Annotated in this window: 21 protein-coding genes and 1 other RNA gene; 18 read left to right on the forward strand and 4 right to left on the reverse strand. The window is 39.5% G+C overall.

The window, feature by feature from the left end; all coding sequences use genetic code 11:
- Nucleotides 1–69: 69 nt before the first annotated feature.
- Nucleotides 70–2,685, reverse strand: a complete 2,616-nt coding sequence (locus tag ACM40_RS08600; RefSeq protein WP_048502403.1) for a valine--tRNA ligase — start codon at nt 2,683–2,685, stop codon at nt 70–72.
- A 128-nt stretch (nt 2,686–2,813) separates the two neighbouring features.
- Here ACM40_RS08600 and ACM40_RS08605 point away from each other — a divergent pair, with 128 nt between their 5' ends.
- From ACM40_RS08605 to ACM40_RS08675, 15 genes are all read left to right on the forward strand, one after another.
- Nucleotides 2,814–3,278 carry a DUF1573 domain-containing protein gene (locus tag ACM40_RS08605; protein ID WP_040997965.1) on the forward strand — a complete coding sequence of 155 codons (465 nt, stop codon included), beginning with the start codon at nt 2,814–2,816 and terminating at the stop codon, nt 3,276–3,278.
- A 78-nt stretch (nt 3,279–3,356) separates the two neighbouring features.
- Nucleotides 3,357–4,226, forward strand: a complete 870-nt coding sequence (locus tag ACM40_RS08610; RefSeq protein ID WP_048502404.1) for a polyphosphate kinase 2 family protein — start codon at nt 3,357–3,359, stop codon at nt 4,224–4,226.
- Between the two features lie 153 nt (nt 4,227–4,379).
- Nucleotides 4,380–4,757 carry a hypothetical protein gene (locus ACM40_RS08615; RefSeq protein ID WP_048502405.1) on the forward strand — a complete coding sequence of 126 codons (378 nt, stop codon included), beginning with the start codon at nt 4,380–4,382 and terminating at the stop codon, nt 4,755–4,757.
- 2 nt (nt 4,758–4,759) lie between these two features.
- Nucleotides 4,760–5,305 carry a hypothetical protein gene (locus ACM40_RS08620; RefSeq protein WP_048502406.1) on the forward strand — a complete coding sequence of 182 codons (546 nt, stop codon included), beginning with the start codon at nt 4,760–4,762 and terminating at the stop codon, nt 5,303–5,305.
- Between the two features lie 20 nt (nt 5,306–5,325).
- On the forward strand, nt 5,326–5,850 hold the full coding sequence (locus tag ACM40_RS08625) for a hypothetical protein (RefSeq protein ID WP_048502407.1): 525 nt from the start codon (nt 5,326–5,328) through the stop codon (nt 5,848–5,850).
- A 128-nt stretch (nt 5,851–5,978) separates the two neighbouring features.
- Nucleotides 5,979–6,356 carry a hypothetical protein gene (locus tag ACM40_RS08630; protein WP_048502408.1) on the forward strand — a complete coding sequence of 126 codons (378 nt, stop codon included), beginning with the start codon at nt 5,979–5,981 and terminating at the stop codon, nt 6,354–6,356.
- Between the two features lie 25 nt (nt 6,357–6,381).
- Nucleotides 6,382–6,927: a hypothetical protein gene (locus ACM40_RS08635; RefSeq protein ID WP_048502409.1), complete on the forward strand. Its 546-nt coding sequence runs from the start codon at nt 6,382–6,384 to the stop codon at nt 6,925–6,927.
- Nucleotides 6,928–6,966: 39 nt separating this feature from the next.
- The gene (locus ACM40_RS08640; RefSeq protein WP_048502410.1) at nt 6,967–7,338 is read left to right on the forward strand and encodes a hypothetical protein; all 372 of its coding nucleotides are present in this window, start codon (nt 6,967–6,969) and stop codon (nt 7,336–7,338) included.
- A gap of 11 nt (nt 7,339–7,349) precedes the next feature.
- Nucleotides 7,350–7,916 (forward strand): hypothetical protein, encoded by a 567-nt coding sequence (locus ACM40_RS08645; RefSeq protein WP_048502411.1) that lies wholly within the window; start codon nt 7,350–7,352, stop codon nt 7,914–7,916.
- A gap of 12 nt (nt 7,917–7,928) precedes the next feature.
- The gene (locus tag ACM40_RS08650) at nt 7,929–8,486 is read left to right on the forward strand and encodes a hypothetical protein (RefSeq protein ID WP_048502412.1); all 558 of its coding nucleotides are present in this window, start codon (nt 7,929–7,931) and stop codon (nt 8,484–8,486) included.
- 34 nt (nt 8,487–8,520) lie between these two features.
- The gene (locus ACM40_RS08655; protein WP_048502413.1) at nt 8,521–8,898 is read left to right on the forward strand and encodes a hypothetical protein; all 378 of its coding nucleotides are present in this window, start codon (nt 8,521–8,523) and stop codon (nt 8,896–8,898) included.
- Nucleotides 8,899–9,453: a hypothetical protein gene (locus ACM40_RS08660; RefSeq protein ID WP_048502414.1), complete on the forward strand. Its 555-nt coding sequence runs from the start codon at nt 8,899–8,901 to the stop codon at nt 9,451–9,453.
- Between the two features lie 29 nt (nt 9,454–9,482).
- Nucleotides 9,483–9,860, forward strand: coding sequence for a hypothetical protein (locus ACM40_RS08665; RefSeq protein ID WP_048502415.1), 378 nt, complete (start codon nt 9,483–9,485; stop codon nt 9,858–9,860).
- Nucleotides 9,860–10,414 (forward strand): hypothetical protein, encoded by a 555-nt coding sequence (locus tag ACM40_RS08670; RefSeq protein WP_048502416.1) that lies wholly within the window; start codon nt 9,860–9,862, stop codon nt 10,412–10,414. The genes ACM40_RS08665 and ACM40_RS08670 overlap by 1 nt, the downstream gene beginning before the upstream one ends.
- The gene (locus ACM40_RS08675) at nt 10,411–10,968 is read left to right on the forward strand and encodes a hypothetical protein (protein WP_048502417.1); all 558 of its coding nucleotides are present in this window, start codon (nt 10,411–10,413) and stop codon (nt 10,966–10,968) included. The genes ACM40_RS08670 and ACM40_RS08675 overlap by 4 nt, the downstream gene beginning before the upstream one ends.
- 61 nt (nt 10,969–11,029) lie before the next feature.
- Here ACM40_RS08675 and rnpB read toward each other — a convergent pair.
- Nucleotides 11,030–11,353, reverse strand: an RNA gene (gene rnpB, locus ACM40_RS20185) — RNase P RNA component class A.
- A 369-nt stretch (nt 11,354–11,722) separates the two neighbouring features.
- On the opposite strand from rnpB, the gene ACM40_RS08680 reads away from it, so the two are divergent.
- From ACM40_RS08680 to ACM40_RS08690, 3 genes are read left to right on the forward strand one after another with little or no spacing between them, the layout of a single operon-like run.
- Nucleotides 11,723–12,214, forward strand: a complete 492-nt coding sequence (locus ACM40_RS08680; protein ID WP_040998000.1) for an RNA polymerase sigma factor — start codon at nt 11,723–11,725, stop codon at nt 12,212–12,214.
- Entirely contained in the window at nt 12,207–12,881 is a 675-nt protein-coding gene (locus ACM40_RS08685) for a hypothetical protein (RefSeq protein WP_048502418.1), read from the forward strand. The genes ACM40_RS08680 and ACM40_RS08685 overlap by 8 nt, the downstream gene beginning before the upstream one ends.
- 58 nt (nt 12,882–12,939) lie before the next feature.
- Entirely contained in the window at nt 12,940–14,568 is a 1,629-nt protein-coding gene (locus ACM40_RS08690) for an AMP-binding protein (protein ID WP_048502419.1), read from the forward strand.
- Between the two features lie 128 nt (nt 14,569–14,696).
- On the opposite strand, the gene rpoN is transcribed toward ACM40_RS08690, so the two are convergent.
- Both rpoN and asnS read right to left on the reverse strand, forming a co-directional pair.
- On the reverse strand, nt 14,697–16,160 hold the full coding sequence (gene rpoN, locus ACM40_RS08695) for an RNA polymerase factor sigma-54 (protein ID WP_048502420.1): 1,464 nt from the start codon (nt 16,158–16,160) through the stop codon (nt 14,697–14,699).
- 158 nt (nt 16,161–16,318) lie between these two features.
- On the reverse strand, nt 16,319–17,767 hold the full coding sequence (gene asnS / locus ACM40_RS08700) for an asparagine--tRNA ligase (protein ID WP_048502421.1): 1,449 nt from the start codon (nt 17,765–17,767) through the stop codon (nt 16,319–16,321).
- Nucleotides 17,768–17,896 lie beyond the last annotated feature (129 nt).

A 17,896-nucleotide genomic window follows, 5' to 3' on the forward strand; every position in this document is an offset into this window, starting at 1 on the left:
TTTCGTTCGCAGATTTTTCATCTGTGCTCAGCCTGACATTCCGACAAACTTACTGCCTATCTTTTAAATTTACAAACTTTTCAGTTTATCTTCCAAAATGGCAATTTTATCCTGAGCATCTTTTTGTTTCTGGCGCTCTACCTCTACAATTTCAGGTTTTGCATTGGCTACAAATTTCTCGTTGGAAAGCTTTTTGTCAACAGAAATCAGGAATCCTTTTAGATATTTTAATTCTTCTTCTGTTTTTATTTTCTCTTCTCCTAAATCCAGGTTTTCACTTAAAGGAATAGAAACTTCTGTAGCCCCAACAAGGAATGTAAAGCTTGGTTTATCTGTTTTTGTTCCAAAATGAATTTCAGAAACGTTTGCCAGTTTTTTAATGACAGATTCGTTTGCAAACTCTGAAGCGTTTGTATAAATTTCCGCTGCTTCTTTTGGAGAGATTCCTTTTGTCTGACGGTAATTTCTAACTCCGGAAATTAATTCTGCCGCAGTCTCAAAGTTTTTAATGATATTTTCATTAAATGTTCCTGCTTTTTTCTGCTGAGCAATAACCAATGCTTCTTCAACTTTTCTTTCAGAGATTAATTGCCAGATTTCTTCTGACTGGAAAGGCATAAACGGATGAACCAACTTCATTAATTCTTCAAAAAGTTCAACTGTTTTGTGGTAAACTTCTTTAGAAATTCCTTCTCCGTAATTTGGTTTAATGGCTTCAAGATACCAACCGCAGAAATCATCCCAAATCAGTTTATAAATTAAATGTAAGGCATCTGAAATTCTGAATTTTTCAAACTGATCATTGATCTCAATGATTGTTTTATTTAATTTATTTTCAAACCATTCCATGGCTTGTGATTCTGTTGAGTTCGCAGGTTTATCTTCATGATTCCATAGATTGATCAATCTGAATGCACTCCAGATCTTCGACATGAAATTCCTTCCCTGAAGCATAAGATCTTCATCGAAAAGAAGATCGTTTCCTGCCGCAGAGCTCAATAAAATTCCTACCCGTACACCGTCTGCACCGTATTTATCAATTAATTCAAGCGGATCAGGAGAGTTTCCTAAAGATTTAGACATCTTTCTTCTCTGCTTATCTCTTACAATCCCTGTAAAATATACATTCTTGAAAGGAACTTCTTTTCTGTATTCCAATCCGGCCATAATCATTCTGGCTACCCAGAAGAAAATAATATCCGGACCTGTTACCAAATCAGAAGTTGGGTAGTAATAGTTAATATCCTTATTTTCAGGATCAAGCAAACCGTCAAATACGGACATTGGCCATAACCATGAGGAGAACCAGGTATCAAGAGCATCTTCGTCCTGTTTCAGATCCGATGTGCCTAGATTCGGGTTTCCTGTTTTTTCCCTGGCTAAGGCTAATGCTTCCTCGATAGTTTCTGCAACTACAAAATCATTTTCCCCTTCTCCATAATAGAATGCAGGAATCTGCTGTCCCCACCAAAGCTGGCGGGAAATATTCCAGTCACGGATGTTTTCCATCCAGTGCTTGTAGGTATTTTTAAACTTTTCAGGGTAAAACTTAACCTCATCATCCATTACCACGTCCAAAGCCGGCTTGCCAATTTCAGACATCTTCAAAAACCATTGAACTGAAACCTTAGGTTCAATAACAGCCCCTGTTCTTTCCGAAGTTCCTACTTTATTAACATAGTCTTCTGCCTTTAACAAAAGATCTTTTTCTTCAAGTTCTTTCGCGATCTGTTTTCTTACTTCAAATCTGTTTTTCCCTGCATAATGTAAACCATGCTCGTTCAAATTCCCGTCATCATCCAGTGCATCAATCATTTTTAACTGATGCTTCTGACCGATCTCGTAGTCATTGATATCATGAGCCGGTGTAATTTTCAAGGCTCCTGTTCCGAATTCTATGTCTACATATTCATCTTCAATAATTGGAACTACCCTGTTTACAATCGGTACAACTACATTCTTACCTTTAAGATGGGCATATCTTTCATCATTAGGATTGATACACACTGCAGTATCCCCGAAAATAGTCTCGGGACGTGTTGTAGCTACGGAAAGAAACTCTTCCGTGCCTTCAATCTTATATTTAAGGAAATATAATTTTCCGTTCTGCTCTTTAAATATTACTTCTTCATCAGAAATATTAGTCTTGGCTTCCGGGTCCCAGTTTACCATTCTGTACCCTCTGTAGATCAATCCTTTATTATATAAATCTACAAAGCTTTTGATTACCTGCTTGGAAAGCTTGTCTTCCATGGTGAAACGGGTTCTGTCCCAGTCACATGAACAGCCGAGCTTTTTCAGCTGCTCAAGGATTGTTCCTCCGTATTTGTCGGTCCATTCCCACGCGTGCTTTAAAAATTCTTCACGGGTAATATCTGATTTACTGACCCCTTCAGACTTCAGTTTAGCAACAACTTTGGCTTCAGTGGCAATTGAAGCGTGATCTGTGCCCGGAATCCAGCAGGCATTGAAGCCCTGCATTCTTGCACGGCGGACGAGAACATCTTGAATGGTATTGTTCAGCATATGCCCCATGTGTAATATCCCCGTTACGTTTGGCGGAGGAATTACCACAGTATATGGCGGTTTGTCATTAGGTTCCGAATGGAAGTATTTGTTCTCCATCCAGAAGTTGTACCATTTCTGTTCAGTTTCCTGTGGATTGTACTTTTCTGAAATCTGCATAAATTCTATTTCTTTTGCTTACAATTTGCAAAAATAGTCTAAAGAAAAAAAATTTTAAGTATGAATTAAAATAATTTTTAACTTTGTTTCTCAAAATTTATCTAACAAACATATTAACATTCAAGAATATGAAAAAATTAATTGCAGGAATTGCATTATTTGGAACATTTGCACTGGCATCTGCACAAACCATTACGTTTGACAAAACGACTTTTGACTACGGTACTATTAAACCAAGTGCTGATGGTACAAGATTCTTTACTGTAACGAATACAGGTGACAAGCCTTTGATCCTTTCTAACGTAAAGCCTTCTTGTGGATGTACAACTCCTGAATTCAGCCAGGATCCGATCATGCCAGGAAAGTCTGCTAAAATTAAAGTAGGATACAACACTGCTATTAACGGACCTTTCAATAAAATGATCGAAGTTTTCTCTAATGATCCTGCTAACAGCAGAAGCGTAATCTACATCAAAGGTAATGTTGATGCTAACGCTCCTGAGCCTAAGCCATTAACAGCTGAAGAGCAGAAAGCAGCAGCAAAAGCTGAGAAGAAAGCTGCTAAACTTGCTAAAAAAGCAGCAGCAAAGTAATCTCTACTAAAAAATAAAAGAACCGTCTTCAATGAAGACGGTTTTTTTATTACATTTAGGTTAAAATATATCAAATCTATGGACACCAATTTTTCAGATGACTTCCTGATTAAAGGAAAATTTTCAATAAAAAAAACTTCAACAGAATATAAAGGAAAACTCACAAAAGAAGAAGGCGAACAGCTTTTAATCGCAGAAAAAGAAAAGCTCCGGGAGCTGCAGGAAAAGCTATATGCCGATGGGAGCCAATCGCTGCTTGTTATTCTTCAGGCCATGGATGCAGCAGGAAAGGACAGCCTGATAGAGCACGTTTTCGGAGGGGTAAATCCACAAGGCTGTAATGTTACCAGCTTCAAAGCTCCAAGCACAAAGGAATATTCCCACGATTTCCTGTGGAGACATTACCTGGCTCTTCCCCAGAAAGGAATGATCGGAATTTTTAACCGTTCCCATTATGAAAGTGTATTGGTATGTAAGGTTCATCCTGAATACAACCTCAGCGAGAAAACGTGGTCTTCTGTAAAGGACTTTGATGCAAAATTCTGGGAAAACAGGTATGAGAGTATCCGGAATTTCGAAAAGCATCTTTCACAGAATGGAACAACTGTGGTTAAAATATTTTTAAATGTTTCCAAAGATGAGCAGAAGAAAAGACTTTTAGACAGGATTAACGAACAGGAGAAGAACTGGAAATTTTCTGCAGGAGATCTTCCTGAAAGAGCTCTTTTCCCGAAATATATGGAGGCTTATGAAAATGCTATTAATGAAACATCAAAGGATTATGCTCCGTGGTATGTACTTCCCGCAGACAATAAATGGTTTGCAAGAGTAGCCGCTATACAGATCATTATTGATACTCTGGAGAAGATGAATCTGAAGTATCCGCAACTTGGAGAAAAGGAGAAAACAGAGCTTGCCGAAGCCAAGAAAACACTTGAAAGTGAATAATACATAAGTGTAAATTATTACGTCGTAGCTAAATAGGGTAAAATAAATTTAATGTAGAAGACACTAAAAAGTGAATAATATGTTGCACATATTAGTTTTTTTCATAAATTTATCAAAAATTAATTTTTGACCCCTAATCATTAAACTTTAGCTATGAAAAAACATTTATTATTATCAGCAATTGCTATAATAAGCATTATCTCCTGTAATAATGAGGGAACAGCTGTAAATACTGTACAAAGCATGAAGACTCCTCAAATGGAAAACTTCGACAAAGCTTTCAAAAGTCTAGGCGACCCACAAAACAGACCTACTGAAGAAGAAAAGAAAAGAAATACTTCTGAACTGAGCGACAGAAGGAAGGCCCTCCTTGTGCCTGCATCCAAAGAACTGATTTTATCTACCGGTATTACAGAAGCTGAGCTGGAAAGAAAAACAGGGGGTGATATGAGCCAGATCATCGTCTGGGCTACCAATATCTACATGCAGAAAAGTGATGAGATCCGTAAAAACTTAAAATCTGAGAAATAATCATGAAAAAGTTTTTACTGCTGCTCGGCATATGCTTTGTTTCTTCTGCATATGCTCAGGGAGGAATGCTGATCATTCAGAATTTCACCACCAACTATGACTTTCATGGAATAATTTATGCCAATAATTTTGCCGGAGGGTGCTACCCTTACGTTACTTCCAAAGATCCTTATCCTGTGGTGGTACCGGCAGGTGCTACAGCAAAATACGAAAATTACAGAGACCAGTTCTCATCTTCTTCCTTTCCGGTTTCTTCGTGGGAAGTTACTCTCGCTTCAGGTTCTGCAGCCACAACAAGACCATGGAACCATCCCAGCCTGATGCCCGGCGGTGTTATTTCTAATAATACAAGATGGTCTATGTCTAAATTCCAGATGTACCATGCCGGAACTTCTGTGCCGGAAACTTTCTTCAACGGAGATATCGGAGATGCTGCCAATCCTTGCATCAGTGCTCCTGATTATATAGATTCATCACCTTACGGAAGCTCCAAGTGGTTCACCATCACTTCAGGCGGAACAGTCTATACTTATCTTGTCATCCAATAAATCACTCACCTTATATTACTATGAAAAGAACAGCATTACTTTTATCAGCCCTGGCAGGAGTTCTTTCTTTTGCCCAGAACTCTCCCCTGATTATACAAAATTACAGTGCGTATGATGCCGTAGGCAGGCTCCGCACCGGTACACCGGGCACACCCGGCCCTTATATGTACGCAGCTCCTAACTTTCCTTACGGAACTTACACCGTTCCTGCGGGAGCTATGACACAATACAATACATTCAGCACATCAGGTACAGCTTCTCTTCCTATTACGACATGGTATGTTACAGATCCTGTCAACCCTGCCAATAGCGGAACATACCCGTACAACCATCCTTTTATTGCATCGGTAATGAATTCTTCCAATATATGGGGAGGATTCCATTTCTGGCTGACAGATCCATCTTTAGGAACTGACATGTATCAGCTTGGGAATCCCGTTGTATATTCAGGATTTACTACTTCAGGAACAGGAGCTTTTTCGAGTGCAGACTGGTTTACCATAACCACGCCTAGCGGCCCGACCACTTACCTGCAGATCTTTTAAAAAAGGGGCAGCTGTTCTGCAGCTGTCTTTTTACATTTTTGTTACAGCGAGCAGTGTTTTTTGCTCTCTGAGGATTTTCTGTGCCTAAATTCAAACCTATTTTAATCTTTATTCTAATATAATTAATCATGAAAAAAATTCTTTTATCGGCCATGATAGCCATAATTACATTAACATCGTGCCATAACGAAAACACTGCTGTCAATACGGTGGAAACTATGAAAACCCCACAGATGGAAAACTTCGACAAAGCTTTTAAAAGTCTTGGTGATCCGCAGAACAGACCTACCGAAGAGGAAAGAAAAAGAAACACTTCCGAACTGAACGACAGAAGAAAGGCTCTTCTTGTTCCGGCTTCTAAAGAACTCATCCTTTCTACAGGTATTACAGAAGCTGAGCTGACCAGAAAAACCGGCGGCGATATGAGCCAGATTATTGTATGGGCTACCCAGATCTATATGCAGAAAAGCGATGAGATCAGAAAAAATATTAAATCCGATAAATAAAACTAACCATTCAATTTATTAAAGTATGAAAAAATTAACTGTTATTCTAGGGATACTGGCAGGAATAGGTATTTCTGCACAATCTTCCTTAATGGTGATCAATAATTACAGCGCTTATGATGCTGAAGGAAGGTTTATGACGGTAGGGTCAGCCGGCACGGGATCGTCTCAACCCTATATGTATGCCCTTCCGAATCCTCCTTACTCAGTGTATACTATTCCTGCAGGAGGCTACACGAAGTACACCAAATTTGATAATACAGGCAGCCCGAATCCTATTCCCATTCCCGGATGGTATTATATTGATCCTTTAAACAGCTCCAATACCGGCAATTATCCGTACAACCATCCTATCATCACAGCCGTTACTCCTGTCGATGAATGGATGGGCTTCGCTTTCAGGCTTACAGATACTACGGGATATACGTATGATACTTTTGAGGTAGGAGATCCGGTTCTTTCCAACGGTTTCTTAAGTTCGAGCCAGACAGGGCCCAACACCACTGTTTCTGCAGACTGGTTTACCATCACAACACCGGGCGGACTGGTTACCTATTTCCAAATCTATTAAACACCCTGAAGTTAACGTCTAAAAAATATTTAACTACTTATGAAAAAACTATTCTTATCATCGGCCTTTGCCCTATTAACTCTGGCATCATGCTCTAATGAAGGGACTGCCGTCAATACGGTGGAAACCATGAAGACTCCACAAATGGAAAACTTCGACAAAGCTTTTAAAAGTCTTGGTGATCCGCAGAACAGACCTACCGAAGAAGAAAGAAAAAGAAACACTTCCGAACTGAGCGACAGAAGAAAGGCTCTTCTTGTTCCGGCTTCCAAAGAACTTATCCTTTCCACAGGCGTTACAGAAGTTGAACTGACCAGAAAAACTGGCGGTGACATGAGCCAGATTATTGTATGGGCTACACAGATCTATATGCAAAAAAGCGATGAGATCAGAAAAAATATCAAATCTTAAAGATAATTATCATGAAAAAAATATTAACATTATTAGGCCTAGCAGCATTTTCTCTTGGATATTCTCAAGGAGGAACCCTTATACTGAACAATTATTCCCAATATGATTTCAAAGGATTCATAATAGCTAATAATTTTGCCGGAGGGTGTTATCCCTACATCAGCTCCAACAATCCGGATATGGTAACAGTGCCCGCCAATTCTCATATAGGTAATGGCAATGCATTGATATATACCAATTACAGGGACCAATACACTTCTTCTCTGTACCCGATGACGGAATGGCACGTCAGTACATCATCCGCACCCGGTATACCAAGGTTATGGAACCATCCGGCCGTAATGCCCGGCGGAGTCCTTTCAAACAATACAAAATGGGCCACTACCAAATTCGTAATGTACTATCCTGGAACAACCACTCTTGCTCCGGATAATTTTAACGGTGCTATCACGCTGGCAGGCAACTCCACTTGCTACAGCGCCTCGGACAGTATGATGAGTTCGACAGGTAACAATAGTGCAGAAATATTCACGCTATCAAGCGGCGGAACGACCTATACCTATATCCAACTGTATTAATTTGAATTCTTTATGAAAAAAATATTCACCATTCTTTCAATAGCATTGTTTTCAGCTGCCTATTCCCAAAGCAGTATTATGATTGTTAATAATTATTCTACCACTTACGATTTCCAGGGAAATATCAGTGCTCACAATTTTTCAGGAGGATGTTATCCCTATGTAACCTCAAGTACACCCGCAACGATTACTGTTCCTGCGAATTCACATACAGGTAACGGTCATGAGCTTGCCTATAAAAATTTCAGAGACCAGTTTACCGGTTCAGCGTATCCTACTACCAACTGGACAGTACAGTTGAGCCCCACCACAACCCAGGTACGTGCCTGGAACCATATAAGTATAGCACCCGGAGGAGTTATTGCTTCAAATGTAAAATGGGCCTCTTCACAGTTCCAGATGTATTTTGCAGGAACTTCCACACCGGAACCGGCTTTCAGCGGACTGATCGGAGAATCTCCTGATCCATGTACAGGAGCTACCGGCTATATTTCAACGCCTTACGGGGATGCCGAGTGGTTCAATATCACTACAGGAAATGTAGATTATTCTTATCTGCAAATTTATTAGTCAAAAAAAAATCAAACCTAAATTCTAATTAATTATGAAAAAACTTTTTTTATCGGCAGCTTTTGCCGCTTTAACTATGGTTTCGTGTAACAACGAAGGAACTGCTGTCAATACCGTGGAAACTATGAAGACTCCACAAATGGAAAACTTCGACAAAGCTTTTAAAAGTCTTGGTGATCCACAAAACAGACCTACCGAAGAGGAAAGAAAAAGAAATACTTCGGAATTGAGCGACAGAAGAAAGGCTCTTCTTGTTCCCGCTTCAAAAGAATTAATCCTGTCCACAGGCGTTACAGAGGGGGAACTAATGAGAAAAACAGGCGGTGACATGAGCCAGATCATTGTTTGGGCTACCCAGGTCTATATGCAAAAGAGTGATGAGATCCGTAAAAACATTAAATCTGATAAATAGATGATGAAAAAGATTTTGTCAATATTAGGTATTGCCGCATCCATAGCTGCTTATGCACAAGGAACCCTTATTATCAACAATTATACAATTTATGATTACAGGGGAGATGTAATCGCACACAATTTGTTTGCGCCATGCTATCCCAGAGTGGTCAACAATGTTCCTATCATAGTGCCTGCCAATTCCAATACGGGAACCGGAACCCAGCTCCAGTATGATAACTTCAGAGATCAGTATACTTCTTCTTTGTATCCTATGGCTGAATGGAGTGTAGCAACCTCTCCCAATACGACGAATGTAAGACCGTGGGATCACCCTGCTTTAGTTCCCGGAGGCACATTTTCAAACAATACGAGATGGGGCATCACTAAATTCGGGATGGTCTATGCAGGGACCAATAATAATGTTGTTGGGTTCAGTGCCAATATAGCTATAGCGGGAAATCCATGTTATACTTATCCGGATTATTTTACGACTCCAAGCGGAGCGAACAGTGGGGAAATGTTTACCATTACCAGCGGAAGTCAGGTGACCACCTATCTTCAGCTTTATTAATCAAAATTCAACTTAAATTCTAATTAATTATGAAAAAACTTTTTTTATCGGCAGCTTTTGCCGCTTTAACTCTGGTTTCATGCAACAATGAAGGAACCGCTGTCAATACCGTGGAAACTATGAAGACTCCACAAATGGAAAATTTCGACAAAGCTTTTAAAAGTCTTGGTGATCCGCAAAACAGACCTACCGAAGAGGAAAGAAAAAGAAATACTTCGGAACTGAGCGACAGAAGAAAGGCTCTTCTTGTTCCTGCTTCAAAAGAGCTAATCCTGTCCACAGGAATTACAGAAACTGAATTAATGAGAAAAACCGGCGGCGACATGAGCCAGATTATTGTATGGGCTACCCAGATCTATATGCAGAAAAGTGATGAGATCCGTAAAAACATTAAATCTGATCAATAATGAAAAAGCTATTAACCATATTGGGAATCACGGCAACGTCGTTCGCTTATTCCCAGGGGATGTTCATCCTCAATAATTATTCCCCTCATGATTATCACGGAAATCTCATGGCCATGAATCTTAGCGGCTGTATTCCGGCTGTCATCAACAATGACCCTGCTACAATTATTGTTCCTGCCAACTCACACATGGGAAACGGACTTGCATGGAAGATAGATAATTACAGAGACCAGTTCGGCAGTTCCCTGTACCCTATTAATAACTGGCTTGTAACACTTAGCTCATCATCTTCAACCGTGAGATCATGGAACCATCCCAGCCTTATACCGGGCGGAGTAATTGCCAATAATACCAAGTGGGTCACTTCTAAATTTGCCATGTATTACGCAGGAACCGGTAATAAAGTATTCGGATTCAATACGAATTTGGGAGATGCTACCCCGAATACATGTGTCACCAGTGTAGATTATTTCTCCACTCCGGATGGCTCCGCAGAATGGTTTACCATTACAGCAGGTACTGATACAACAACTTATCTACAAATTTATCCATGAAAAAAACAGCAGCTTTATTATTGGGCCTAGCAGGAATATTTTCCTCAGCCCAGACCTCTTCTTTTGTGTTTAATAATTACAATGCTTACGACGCCGTAGGAAGACTGATGACCTGCAGCCCGACCCCGGGACTGATTAAATATATGTATGCCTCTCCAAACGGAACATTCGGAACCTATACGATGCCGGGAGGAATTTCTTCTTCTTACGCATCTTTCGGAACTACCGGCCTGGCACCTTTCCCTATGAACATGATGCAATGGAATGTGACTGATCCTACCAATACAAACAACAACGCATCATATCCTTATAATCATAATTTTATAACATCTACGATGTCAGCTATCAATGAATGGGCATCATTTCATTTTGTACTTCGTGACAGCGCAGGAAATGCCATTGATTCCTTTCTTGTGGGAGACCCTGCTGTTGCAATCAATGCGGGTGTGACAGCAAACGCCTATCAGATTGGCGCCAGCAGCGGGATAGAAGCAGAATGGTTTACCATTACCACATCCACCGGAAAGGTGACCTATTTCAGTATTTATCCATAGATAGAAAAAAGCGGAGACTGGTCTCCGCTTTTTTATTGTAAAAAGTTTGTATCGAATAAAAATCACGAGAAAATCTGTAAGCCGGATTTTGTTCTTCCGAAGAAGCGCCTGTTATTTATCTGCGTCTTACATTGCTGCAAGACTTGAGCTGATTACCCCTCGGCTTTCAGGACGAGCCGCCCCTATTTTCATTGCTGAAAAGAACCGATATACTTATCATTGCACCGCAAAGAGTTTACCTGGTTTCACTACAGCCGAACTGTACCTGCTTTCTGTTGCACTTGTCCTACCCTCACGGGTGACGGATGTTATCCGCTTTGCTGCTCTATGGTGTCCGGACTTTCCTACCCCTGCCGAAACAGGAATCAACAAGCCGATTTTCTCGCGGCTGCAAAGATACGGATTATTTGGTGATTTTGTTGATTTGACGATGTGATGATTTGGCAATTTGACGATGCGAAGATTTGTTGATGTGTTAATGTTGCGCGTGAAAAATGGGTCAGCAATCGATGTGAGAAGATGTGAGAGCTGATTGTTTTTAGGTTTTGGCTGAAGCCGGATGATTTTTATTTTTTGTTGAATGGATTAGAGTTTACTCCAATTGAATATTAAAATGGACCAATAAGTTCAACAACGCTTAACCACCATCAAATCTTCGCATCGTCAAATTGCCAAATCATCACATCGTCAAATTAACCCCTCATCATATCAACAAATCAACACATTATTATTATCTTCGTGCCATTATATAACTATGACTTCCAGAGAAAAAGAATTTGCGCAGCTTATTAAGGATAATCAGGGCCTGATTATTAAAGTTTCCCGCTTGTACACCAATTCTCTTGAAGATGAAGAAGACCTGTTTCAGGAGATCGTACTCCAGCTTTGGAGAAGCTACGACTCTTTTAAAGGTAATTCTAAAATTTCTACGTGGATGTACCGCGTAGCCCTTAATACAGCCATTACTCTTTTCAGAAAAAAAAGCAAAAGCCTTCCTACAAACGAACTGGACATCAACCATAAAGATTTTGTAGAGGATGATGACGAAAAACAACAGCAGATCTCTCTTCTGTATACCGTGATCAAAACCCTTCCCAACATAGAAAGAGCAATTGTAATGATGTATCTTGATGACCTGCCCTATAAGGATATTGCTGAAAACCTCGGGATTACCGAAGTTAATGCACGTGTGAAAATGAACAGATTAAAGAAAACCCTTAAAGAACAGATGCAAAAATATGCCTGATTTTGATTTAGACAGCTTTAAGAAAACATGGCAGGAACAGCCTGTTCAACCAAAATATGACAGCAATGAAATCCTTCAGATGCTGAACAGAAAATCGCGCAATTATGTGAAGTATATTTTCTGGATCAGCGTGGTGGAATTTTTATTTTTTTCTGTTTTGGGACTATTCTATTTCTTTCAGGATGAGGAATCGGATAGTTTCCGTAAAATACTGGAAAAGCTGGGAGCACAGAAAGCTCCTGAAATAGAAACTAATTTTGATCATGCTTATTTAGCTATAAAAATCTTAAGCCTGATGATTACCGCTTATTTTGTCTTAAAATTCTACCAAAATTACCGCAAAATAAAAATCGAAGAAAATCTCAAAGGGCTCATTATACGAATCATTAAATTCAAGAAAACAGTCAACGCTTTTATCCTGATCAGCATCGCTCTTCTGGTTGCCTTTACCTTTGTGTTTACAGCCTTTATTTTCTATGCATTGAATTCCCAGAATGTACGGCCGGACAATTCCAACCTGATTATTGTTATCATCGGTATCATTGTAAGTACCGTACTGTGTGTACTTTTGATCTGGTTGTACTACAGGCTTGTGTACGGAATTATCATCAGAAAACTGGATAGAAACTTAAAACAGCTCAGAGAGATAGATTCTCAGGAAAATTAGGACAAACAGGCATCAGTTCAAGATTTTTCATTAATTTTATTCCACCAAATCTTAAACTATGCCATTATCTTACGTCTATGGAGCTTCCACCATTCCATTACTGGGACAAACCATTGGGGGAAATCTTAAAAAGACCGTTGAAAAATATCCAAACCAAGAAGCTTTAGTCTGTATTCATCAGGATTACAGAGCTACCTATCAGGAATTTTATAACCAGACAACAGCTGTTGCAAAGGCTTTAATCTTCTCAGGAGCCAAAGCAGGAGACAGGATCGGAATCTGGTCTTCAAACCGTTATGAATGGGTGTTACTTCAATATGCCACGGCCCGTATAGGTACGATATTAGTCAATATCAATCCTGCATACAGAACACACGAACTTACCTATGTGATTAATCAATCGGGCATCCGGATGATGTTTTCTTCTCTCAGTTTTAAAACAAGCAATTACAGGGAGATGGTAGAATACGCAAAAGAAGTCTGCCCCAGCCTGGAACACGAAATCTTCTTTGACGACAATTGGGAGGATTTTTTAAACAACGGTCAGGATATTTCTGATGATACGCTTCACAGCTTTGAAGAGCATGTCCAGTTTGATGATCCTGTCAATATCCAATATACTTCCGGGACGACAGGCTTCCCGAAAGGCGTTACCCTTTCCCATCATAACATTTTAAACAACGGGTATTTCATTGGTATACGCTTAAAATATTCAGAGAAAGACCGCGTCTGCATTCCTGTTCCTTTTTATCACTGTTTCGGAATGGTAATCGGAAACATATGCTGTACCACTCACGGCGCATGTATGGTGATCCCTAACGACAGCTTTGATCCGGATATTACTTTAAAAACAGTTTCCGAAGAAAAATGTACGTCTTTATACGGGGTTCCAACGATGTTTATCGCTGAACTGGCAGTTAAGGATTTTGATACCTACGATTTTTCAAACTTAAGAACGGGGGTGATGGCCGGATCCGTCTGCCCTCCGGAAATCATGAAAAAGGTAGAAAGCCTGATGAATATCAAAGAAATGAGTATCTGCTACGGAATGACAGAAACTTCACCTGTATCCACCCAAACCCTGATAGGAACAACATTGGAAAAACAGGTCAGTACCGTAGGAACTGTACAGGACCATCTTGAGATCAAAATTATAGATGAAAATGGAAAGATTCTGGAACGGGGTGAACATGGCGAACTCTGCACCAGAGGCTATTCCGTCATGCTAAAATACTGGAATGATCCTGAAAACACTAAAAAAGTACTGGACGATGCCCGTTGGATGCATACCGGAGACATGGCCGTAATGGATAATGGTGGCTATATTACAATTTCCGGCAGAATCAAAGACCTTATCATCCGCGGTGGAGAAAATATTTCACCTAAAGAAATTGAAGATTTCCTGTATACCTATCCTAATATCCTGGATGTTCAGATCATCGGGGTTCCGAGTGAAAAATTCGGGGAAGAAGTAATGGCCTGGGTAAAAGTCCGGAAGGGATTTGATGTAACGGAAACTGAGCTTTTAGAATACTGCAAGGGACGAATTGCTCATTATAAAGTTCCTAAATACTGGAAATTTGTAGATGAATTTCCTATGACCATTTCGGGGAAAATCAGAAAAGTGGAAATGCGGGAGATTTCTATTAAAGAATTACAATTGGATGCTTTGAAGCAACGTTCCTAATTATATACTTTATTTTTAACAGATTAAGCATACTTTATTCCATCATTAATTAAACTGACTTATTTTACTTTCAAAAAATACAAAAGCCCAGAAATACTGGGCTTTTATCTATTGTATGTTGTATAACTTTAAAGTTCTTTTCTTAATCTTGCTACCGGGATATTAAGCTGTTCACGGTATTTGGCGATTGTTCTTCTGGCGATATTATAACCCTGTTCTTTCAGCATCACCACCAGCGCATCATCGGTAAGAGGTTTTCTTTTGTTTTCTTTGCCGATTACTTCCTGAAGATGGGTTTTAATTTCTTTGGTAGAAACTTCTTCACCGTCGTCATTCGTTAAACTGTCTGAGAAAAGGTCTTTCAGATAAACAATTCCGTTTGGAGTATCGGCATATTTACTTTTTACTACCCTTGAAATGGTAGAAATATCGAATCCGGTAATATCCGCAATATCTTTCAGGATCATTGGCTTCAACGATTTCTCATCTCCGGTGATAAAATAATCCTTCTGAAATTTCACAATGGCTGTAATAGTCTGCAGTAATGTATTCTGACGTTGGTTAATAGCATCAATATACCATTTTGCAGCATCCAGCTTCTGTTTGATGAATAAAGCTGCCTGCTTATGCTCAGAAGAGTTTTTATCATGAGAATAGGTAGTTAAAATATCCTTATATTCTTCGGAAACTCTTAGAGTCGGTGCATTTTTACTATTAAGCATCGGGATCACTAAACCGTCTTTCACCTGGATCACAAAATCCGGGATAATTTCCTGGTTGATCGTGATCGTCTGCGTATCAAAGTTGCCTCCTACTTTTGGCGAAAGTTTTGAAATTTCATCCAAGGCGTCTTTAAGATCATCTTCCTCTATATCATATTTCTGAATAATCTTATTGTAATGCTTATTGGTAAGGGCATCGAACTGATGTCTTAAAATATTGGCAGCGAGAGAAACCGCTTTATCAGAGCTTACTTTCTTTTCGATCTGAAGCAGCAAGCATTCCTGAAGGCCTCTTGCCCCAACACCTGGCGGATCCAGTTTCTGGATGTAATTTTCAAGGATATCCTCCACTTTTTCTTTGGTGGTATAAATTCCCTGCGAGAAGGCAAGATCATCAACAATAGCCTTGATCTCTCTTCTTAAGTATCCGTCCGTATCTAAATTCCCTATAATATATTCAGCAATTTTTACATCTTCTTCGTTGATGTTTACCAGGTGGATCTGTTCCAGCAGGTAATCATATAATGACTGGCCTTCGGTAAGAAGACTTTCATTATCAAATTCTTCATCGTCCGGAGAGTAGTTGCTGGATGCTGTTTTATAGTTCGGTTCGTCATCGTATATGTACTCGTTGACATCAAAATCTGTCTCAATACTATCGGTTCCTTCGTCCTGATAAGCATCTTCAATAGAAGAGTAATCATCTTCTTTGGGATCCTCCTTTACAATTTCCAAAGCAGGATTTTCCTCTAACTCCCTTTCCAGCTCCTCTTCGAATTCCAATGTATGAAGCTGGATGAGCTTCATCAACTGGATCTGCTGAGGGGCCAGCTTCTGTCCTAATTTGAGTTGTAAGTGTTGTTTAAGCATATTAGTCTTTGTGTTTTAACATAACATATTCTACGAATTTAATGAATTAATTTGAAAAAAAACACATTTAGCATGATTTTTGCATTATAGTTTCAAGATAATAAACTATTGGAAAATAAAAAAAGCCTTAATTTTTACATTAAGGCTTTTTTATTGTTCTAGAATTCAGCACTTTTCGGCGTTCTAGGGAAAGGAATCACATCTCTGATGTTGGTCATTCCTGTTACAAAAAGAACCAGTCTTTCCAATCCTAAACCAAAGCCTGCGTGTGGTACAGAACCGAATTTTCGGGTATCAAGGTACCACCAAAGTTCATGTTCATCCACATGCATATCTGCCATTTTCTGTTTTAATACGTCTAATCTCGCTTCTCTTTCCGATCCTCCGATGATCTCACCGATTCCAGGGAAAAGAACGTCCATTGCTGCAACGGTCTTATTATCATCGTTCAGCTTCATATAGAAAGCTTTGATCTCTTTTGGATAATCGAACAATACTACCGGGCTTTCAAAATGCTTTTCAACCAGGAATCTTTCATGTTCGGACTGAAGATCCGTTCCCCAGTTTTCAACCGGATACTGGAATTTTCCTTTTTTATTTTCTTTTGAGTTCATTAAGATCTCAATAGCTTCCGTATAGCTTACACGCTTGAAACGCTTGGCAATAACATTCTGAAGTTTCTCGATCAGGCCTTCTTTTGCTCTGTCTTTTTCCGGCTTTGATTTCTGTTCTTCTTCAAAACGTTTGTCCAGGAATTCAAGATCGTCTTTACAGTGATCAAGAACGTACTGGATTACATATTTTAAGAAATCTTCCGCAAGGTCGATGTTATCTTCAAGGTTGTTGAATGCCACTTCCGGCTCTATCATCCAGAATTCCGCAAGGTGTCTTGTCGTGTTCGAATTTTCAGCACGGAAAGTGGGTCCGAATGTATAAATTCTACCCAATCCCATTGCAGCAGTCTCTCCTTCAAGCTGTCCGGAAACGGTCAGGTTGGTTTTCTTTCCGAAGAAATCCTGTGCGAAATCAATTTCACCATCCTCCGTTCTTGGGATGTTGTTCAGATCAAAGTTTGTTACTCCGAACATTTCTCCTGCTCCTTCAGCGTCGGCTCCGGTAATTACAGGGGTATTGATGTAGAAGAACTGGTTTTTGTTAAAGAATGAATGTACGGCAAAACTTACTGCGTGACGCACTCTGAAAACCGCCCCGAATAAGTTCGTTCTGAATCTTAAATGGGCCTGATCTCTTAAAACTTCCAGCGAGTGTTTTTTAGGCTGAAGAATCGTTTTGTCCCTGTCTTCTGTAAAGTTATCTCCTAAAATAACAATCTTTTTCGCTACAATTTCTACATTCTGCCCGGCTCCCTGGCTTTCCACCACTTCACCCACTACCTTTAAAGAGGCAGCTGTACTGATCTTACTGATAATTGATTCATCGAAATTCTCAAAATCAACAACAATCTGCAAATTATTAATCGTAGAACCATCATTTAGCGCTATAAAGCGATTTGCACGGAATGTTCTTACCCAACCGTAAACCGTAATGTCATGATGTAATACTTTCTTGTAATCCTGTAGGATTTCTTTAATCGTTTGCTTTTTCATTTGTTGATTATAAATTTTCGTTTAAAAATTAACGTTGGCAAAGTTACAAAAAAACAGCGTAACCTGATGATTACGCCATCTTTTTAAAAACCATTTATCAAAGGATATTAACCAAAAACTATGTTCTGA

The sequence above is a fragment of the Chryseobacterium sp. BLS98 genome (genome assembly GCF_001045445.1).
Lineage (GTDB): Bacteria > Bacteroidota > Bacteroidia > Flavobacteriales > Weeksellaceae > Chryseobacterium.

Excerpts from the sequence above, each read along its gene's own strand:
- ACM40_RS08600 (WP_048502403.1), bottom strand. The coding sequence starts at position 2,685 with ATGCAGATTTCAGAAAAGTACAATCCACAGGAAACTGAACAGAAATGG.
- ACM40_RS08605 (WP_040997965.1), top strand. The coding sequence starts at position 2,814 with ATGAAAAAATTAATTGCAGGAATTGCATTATTTGGAACATTTGCACTG.
- ACM40_RS08610 (WP_048502404.1), top strand. The coding sequence starts at position 3,357 with ATGGACACCAATTTTTCAGATGACTTCCTGATTAAAGGAAAATTTTCA.
- ACM40_RS08615 (WP_048502405.1), top strand. The coding sequence starts at position 4,380 with ATGAAAAAACATTTATTATTATCAGCAATTGCTATAATAAGCATTATC.
- ACM40_RS08620 (WP_048502406.1), top strand. The coding sequence starts at position 4,760 with ATGAAAAAGTTTTTACTGCTGCTCGGCATATGCTTTGTTTCTTCTGCA.
- ACM40_RS08625 (WP_048502407.1), top strand. The coding sequence starts at position 5,326 with ATGAAAAGAACAGCATTACTTTTATCAGCCCTGGCAGGAGTTCTTTCT.
- ACM40_RS08630 (WP_048502408.1), top strand. The coding sequence starts at position 5,979 with ATGAAAAAAATTCTTTTATCGGCCATGATAGCCATAATTACATTAACA.
- ACM40_RS08635 (WP_048502409.1), top strand. The coding sequence starts at position 6,382 with ATGAAAAAATTAACTGTTATTCTAGGGATACTGGCAGGAATAGGTATT.
- ACM40_RS08640 (WP_048502410.1), top strand. The coding sequence starts at position 6,967 with ATGAAAAAACTATTCTTATCATCGGCCTTTGCCCTATTAACTCTGGCA.
- ACM40_RS08645 (WP_048502411.1), top strand. The coding sequence starts at position 7,350 with ATGAAAAAAATATTAACATTATTAGGCCTAGCAGCATTTTCTCTTGGA.
- ACM40_RS08650 (WP_048502412.1), top strand. The coding sequence starts at position 7,929 with ATGAAAAAAATATTCACCATTCTTTCAATAGCATTGTTTTCAGCTGCC.
- ACM40_RS08655 (WP_048502413.1), top strand. The coding sequence starts at position 8,521 with ATGAAAAAACTTTTTTTATCGGCAGCTTTTGCCGCTTTAACTATGGTT.
- ACM40_RS08660 (WP_048502414.1), top strand. The coding sequence starts at position 8,899 with ATGATGAAAAAGATTTTGTCAATATTAGGTATTGCCGCATCCATAGCT.
- ACM40_RS08665 (WP_048502415.1), top strand. The coding sequence starts at position 9,483 with ATGAAAAAACTTTTTTTATCGGCAGCTTTTGCCGCTTTAACTCTGGTT.
- ACM40_RS08670 (WP_048502416.1), top strand. The coding sequence starts at position 9,860 with ATGAAAAAGCTATTAACCATATTGGGAATCACGGCAACGTCGTTCGCT.
- ACM40_RS08675 (WP_048502417.1), top strand. The coding sequence starts at position 10,411 with ATGAAAAAAACAGCAGCTTTATTATTGGGCCTAGCAGGAATATTTTCC.
- ACM40_RS08680 (WP_040998000.1), top strand. The coding sequence starts at position 11,723 with ATGACTTCCAGAGAAAAAGAATTTGCGCAGCTTATTAAGGATAATCAG.
- ACM40_RS08685 (WP_048502418.1), top strand. The coding sequence starts at position 12,207 with ATGCCTGATTTTGATTTAGACAGCTTTAAGAAAACATGGCAGGAACAG.
- ACM40_RS08690 (WP_048502419.1), top strand. The coding sequence starts at position 12,940 with ATGCCATTATCTTACGTCTATGGAGCTTCCACCATTCCATTACTGGGA.
- rpoN (WP_048502420.1), bottom strand. The coding sequence starts at position 16,160 with ATGCTTAAACAACACTTACAACTCAAATTAGGACAGAAGCTGGCCCCT.
- asnS (WP_048502421.1), bottom strand. The coding sequence starts at position 17,767 with ATGAAAAAGCAAACGATTAAAGAAATCCTACAGGATTACAAGAAAGTA.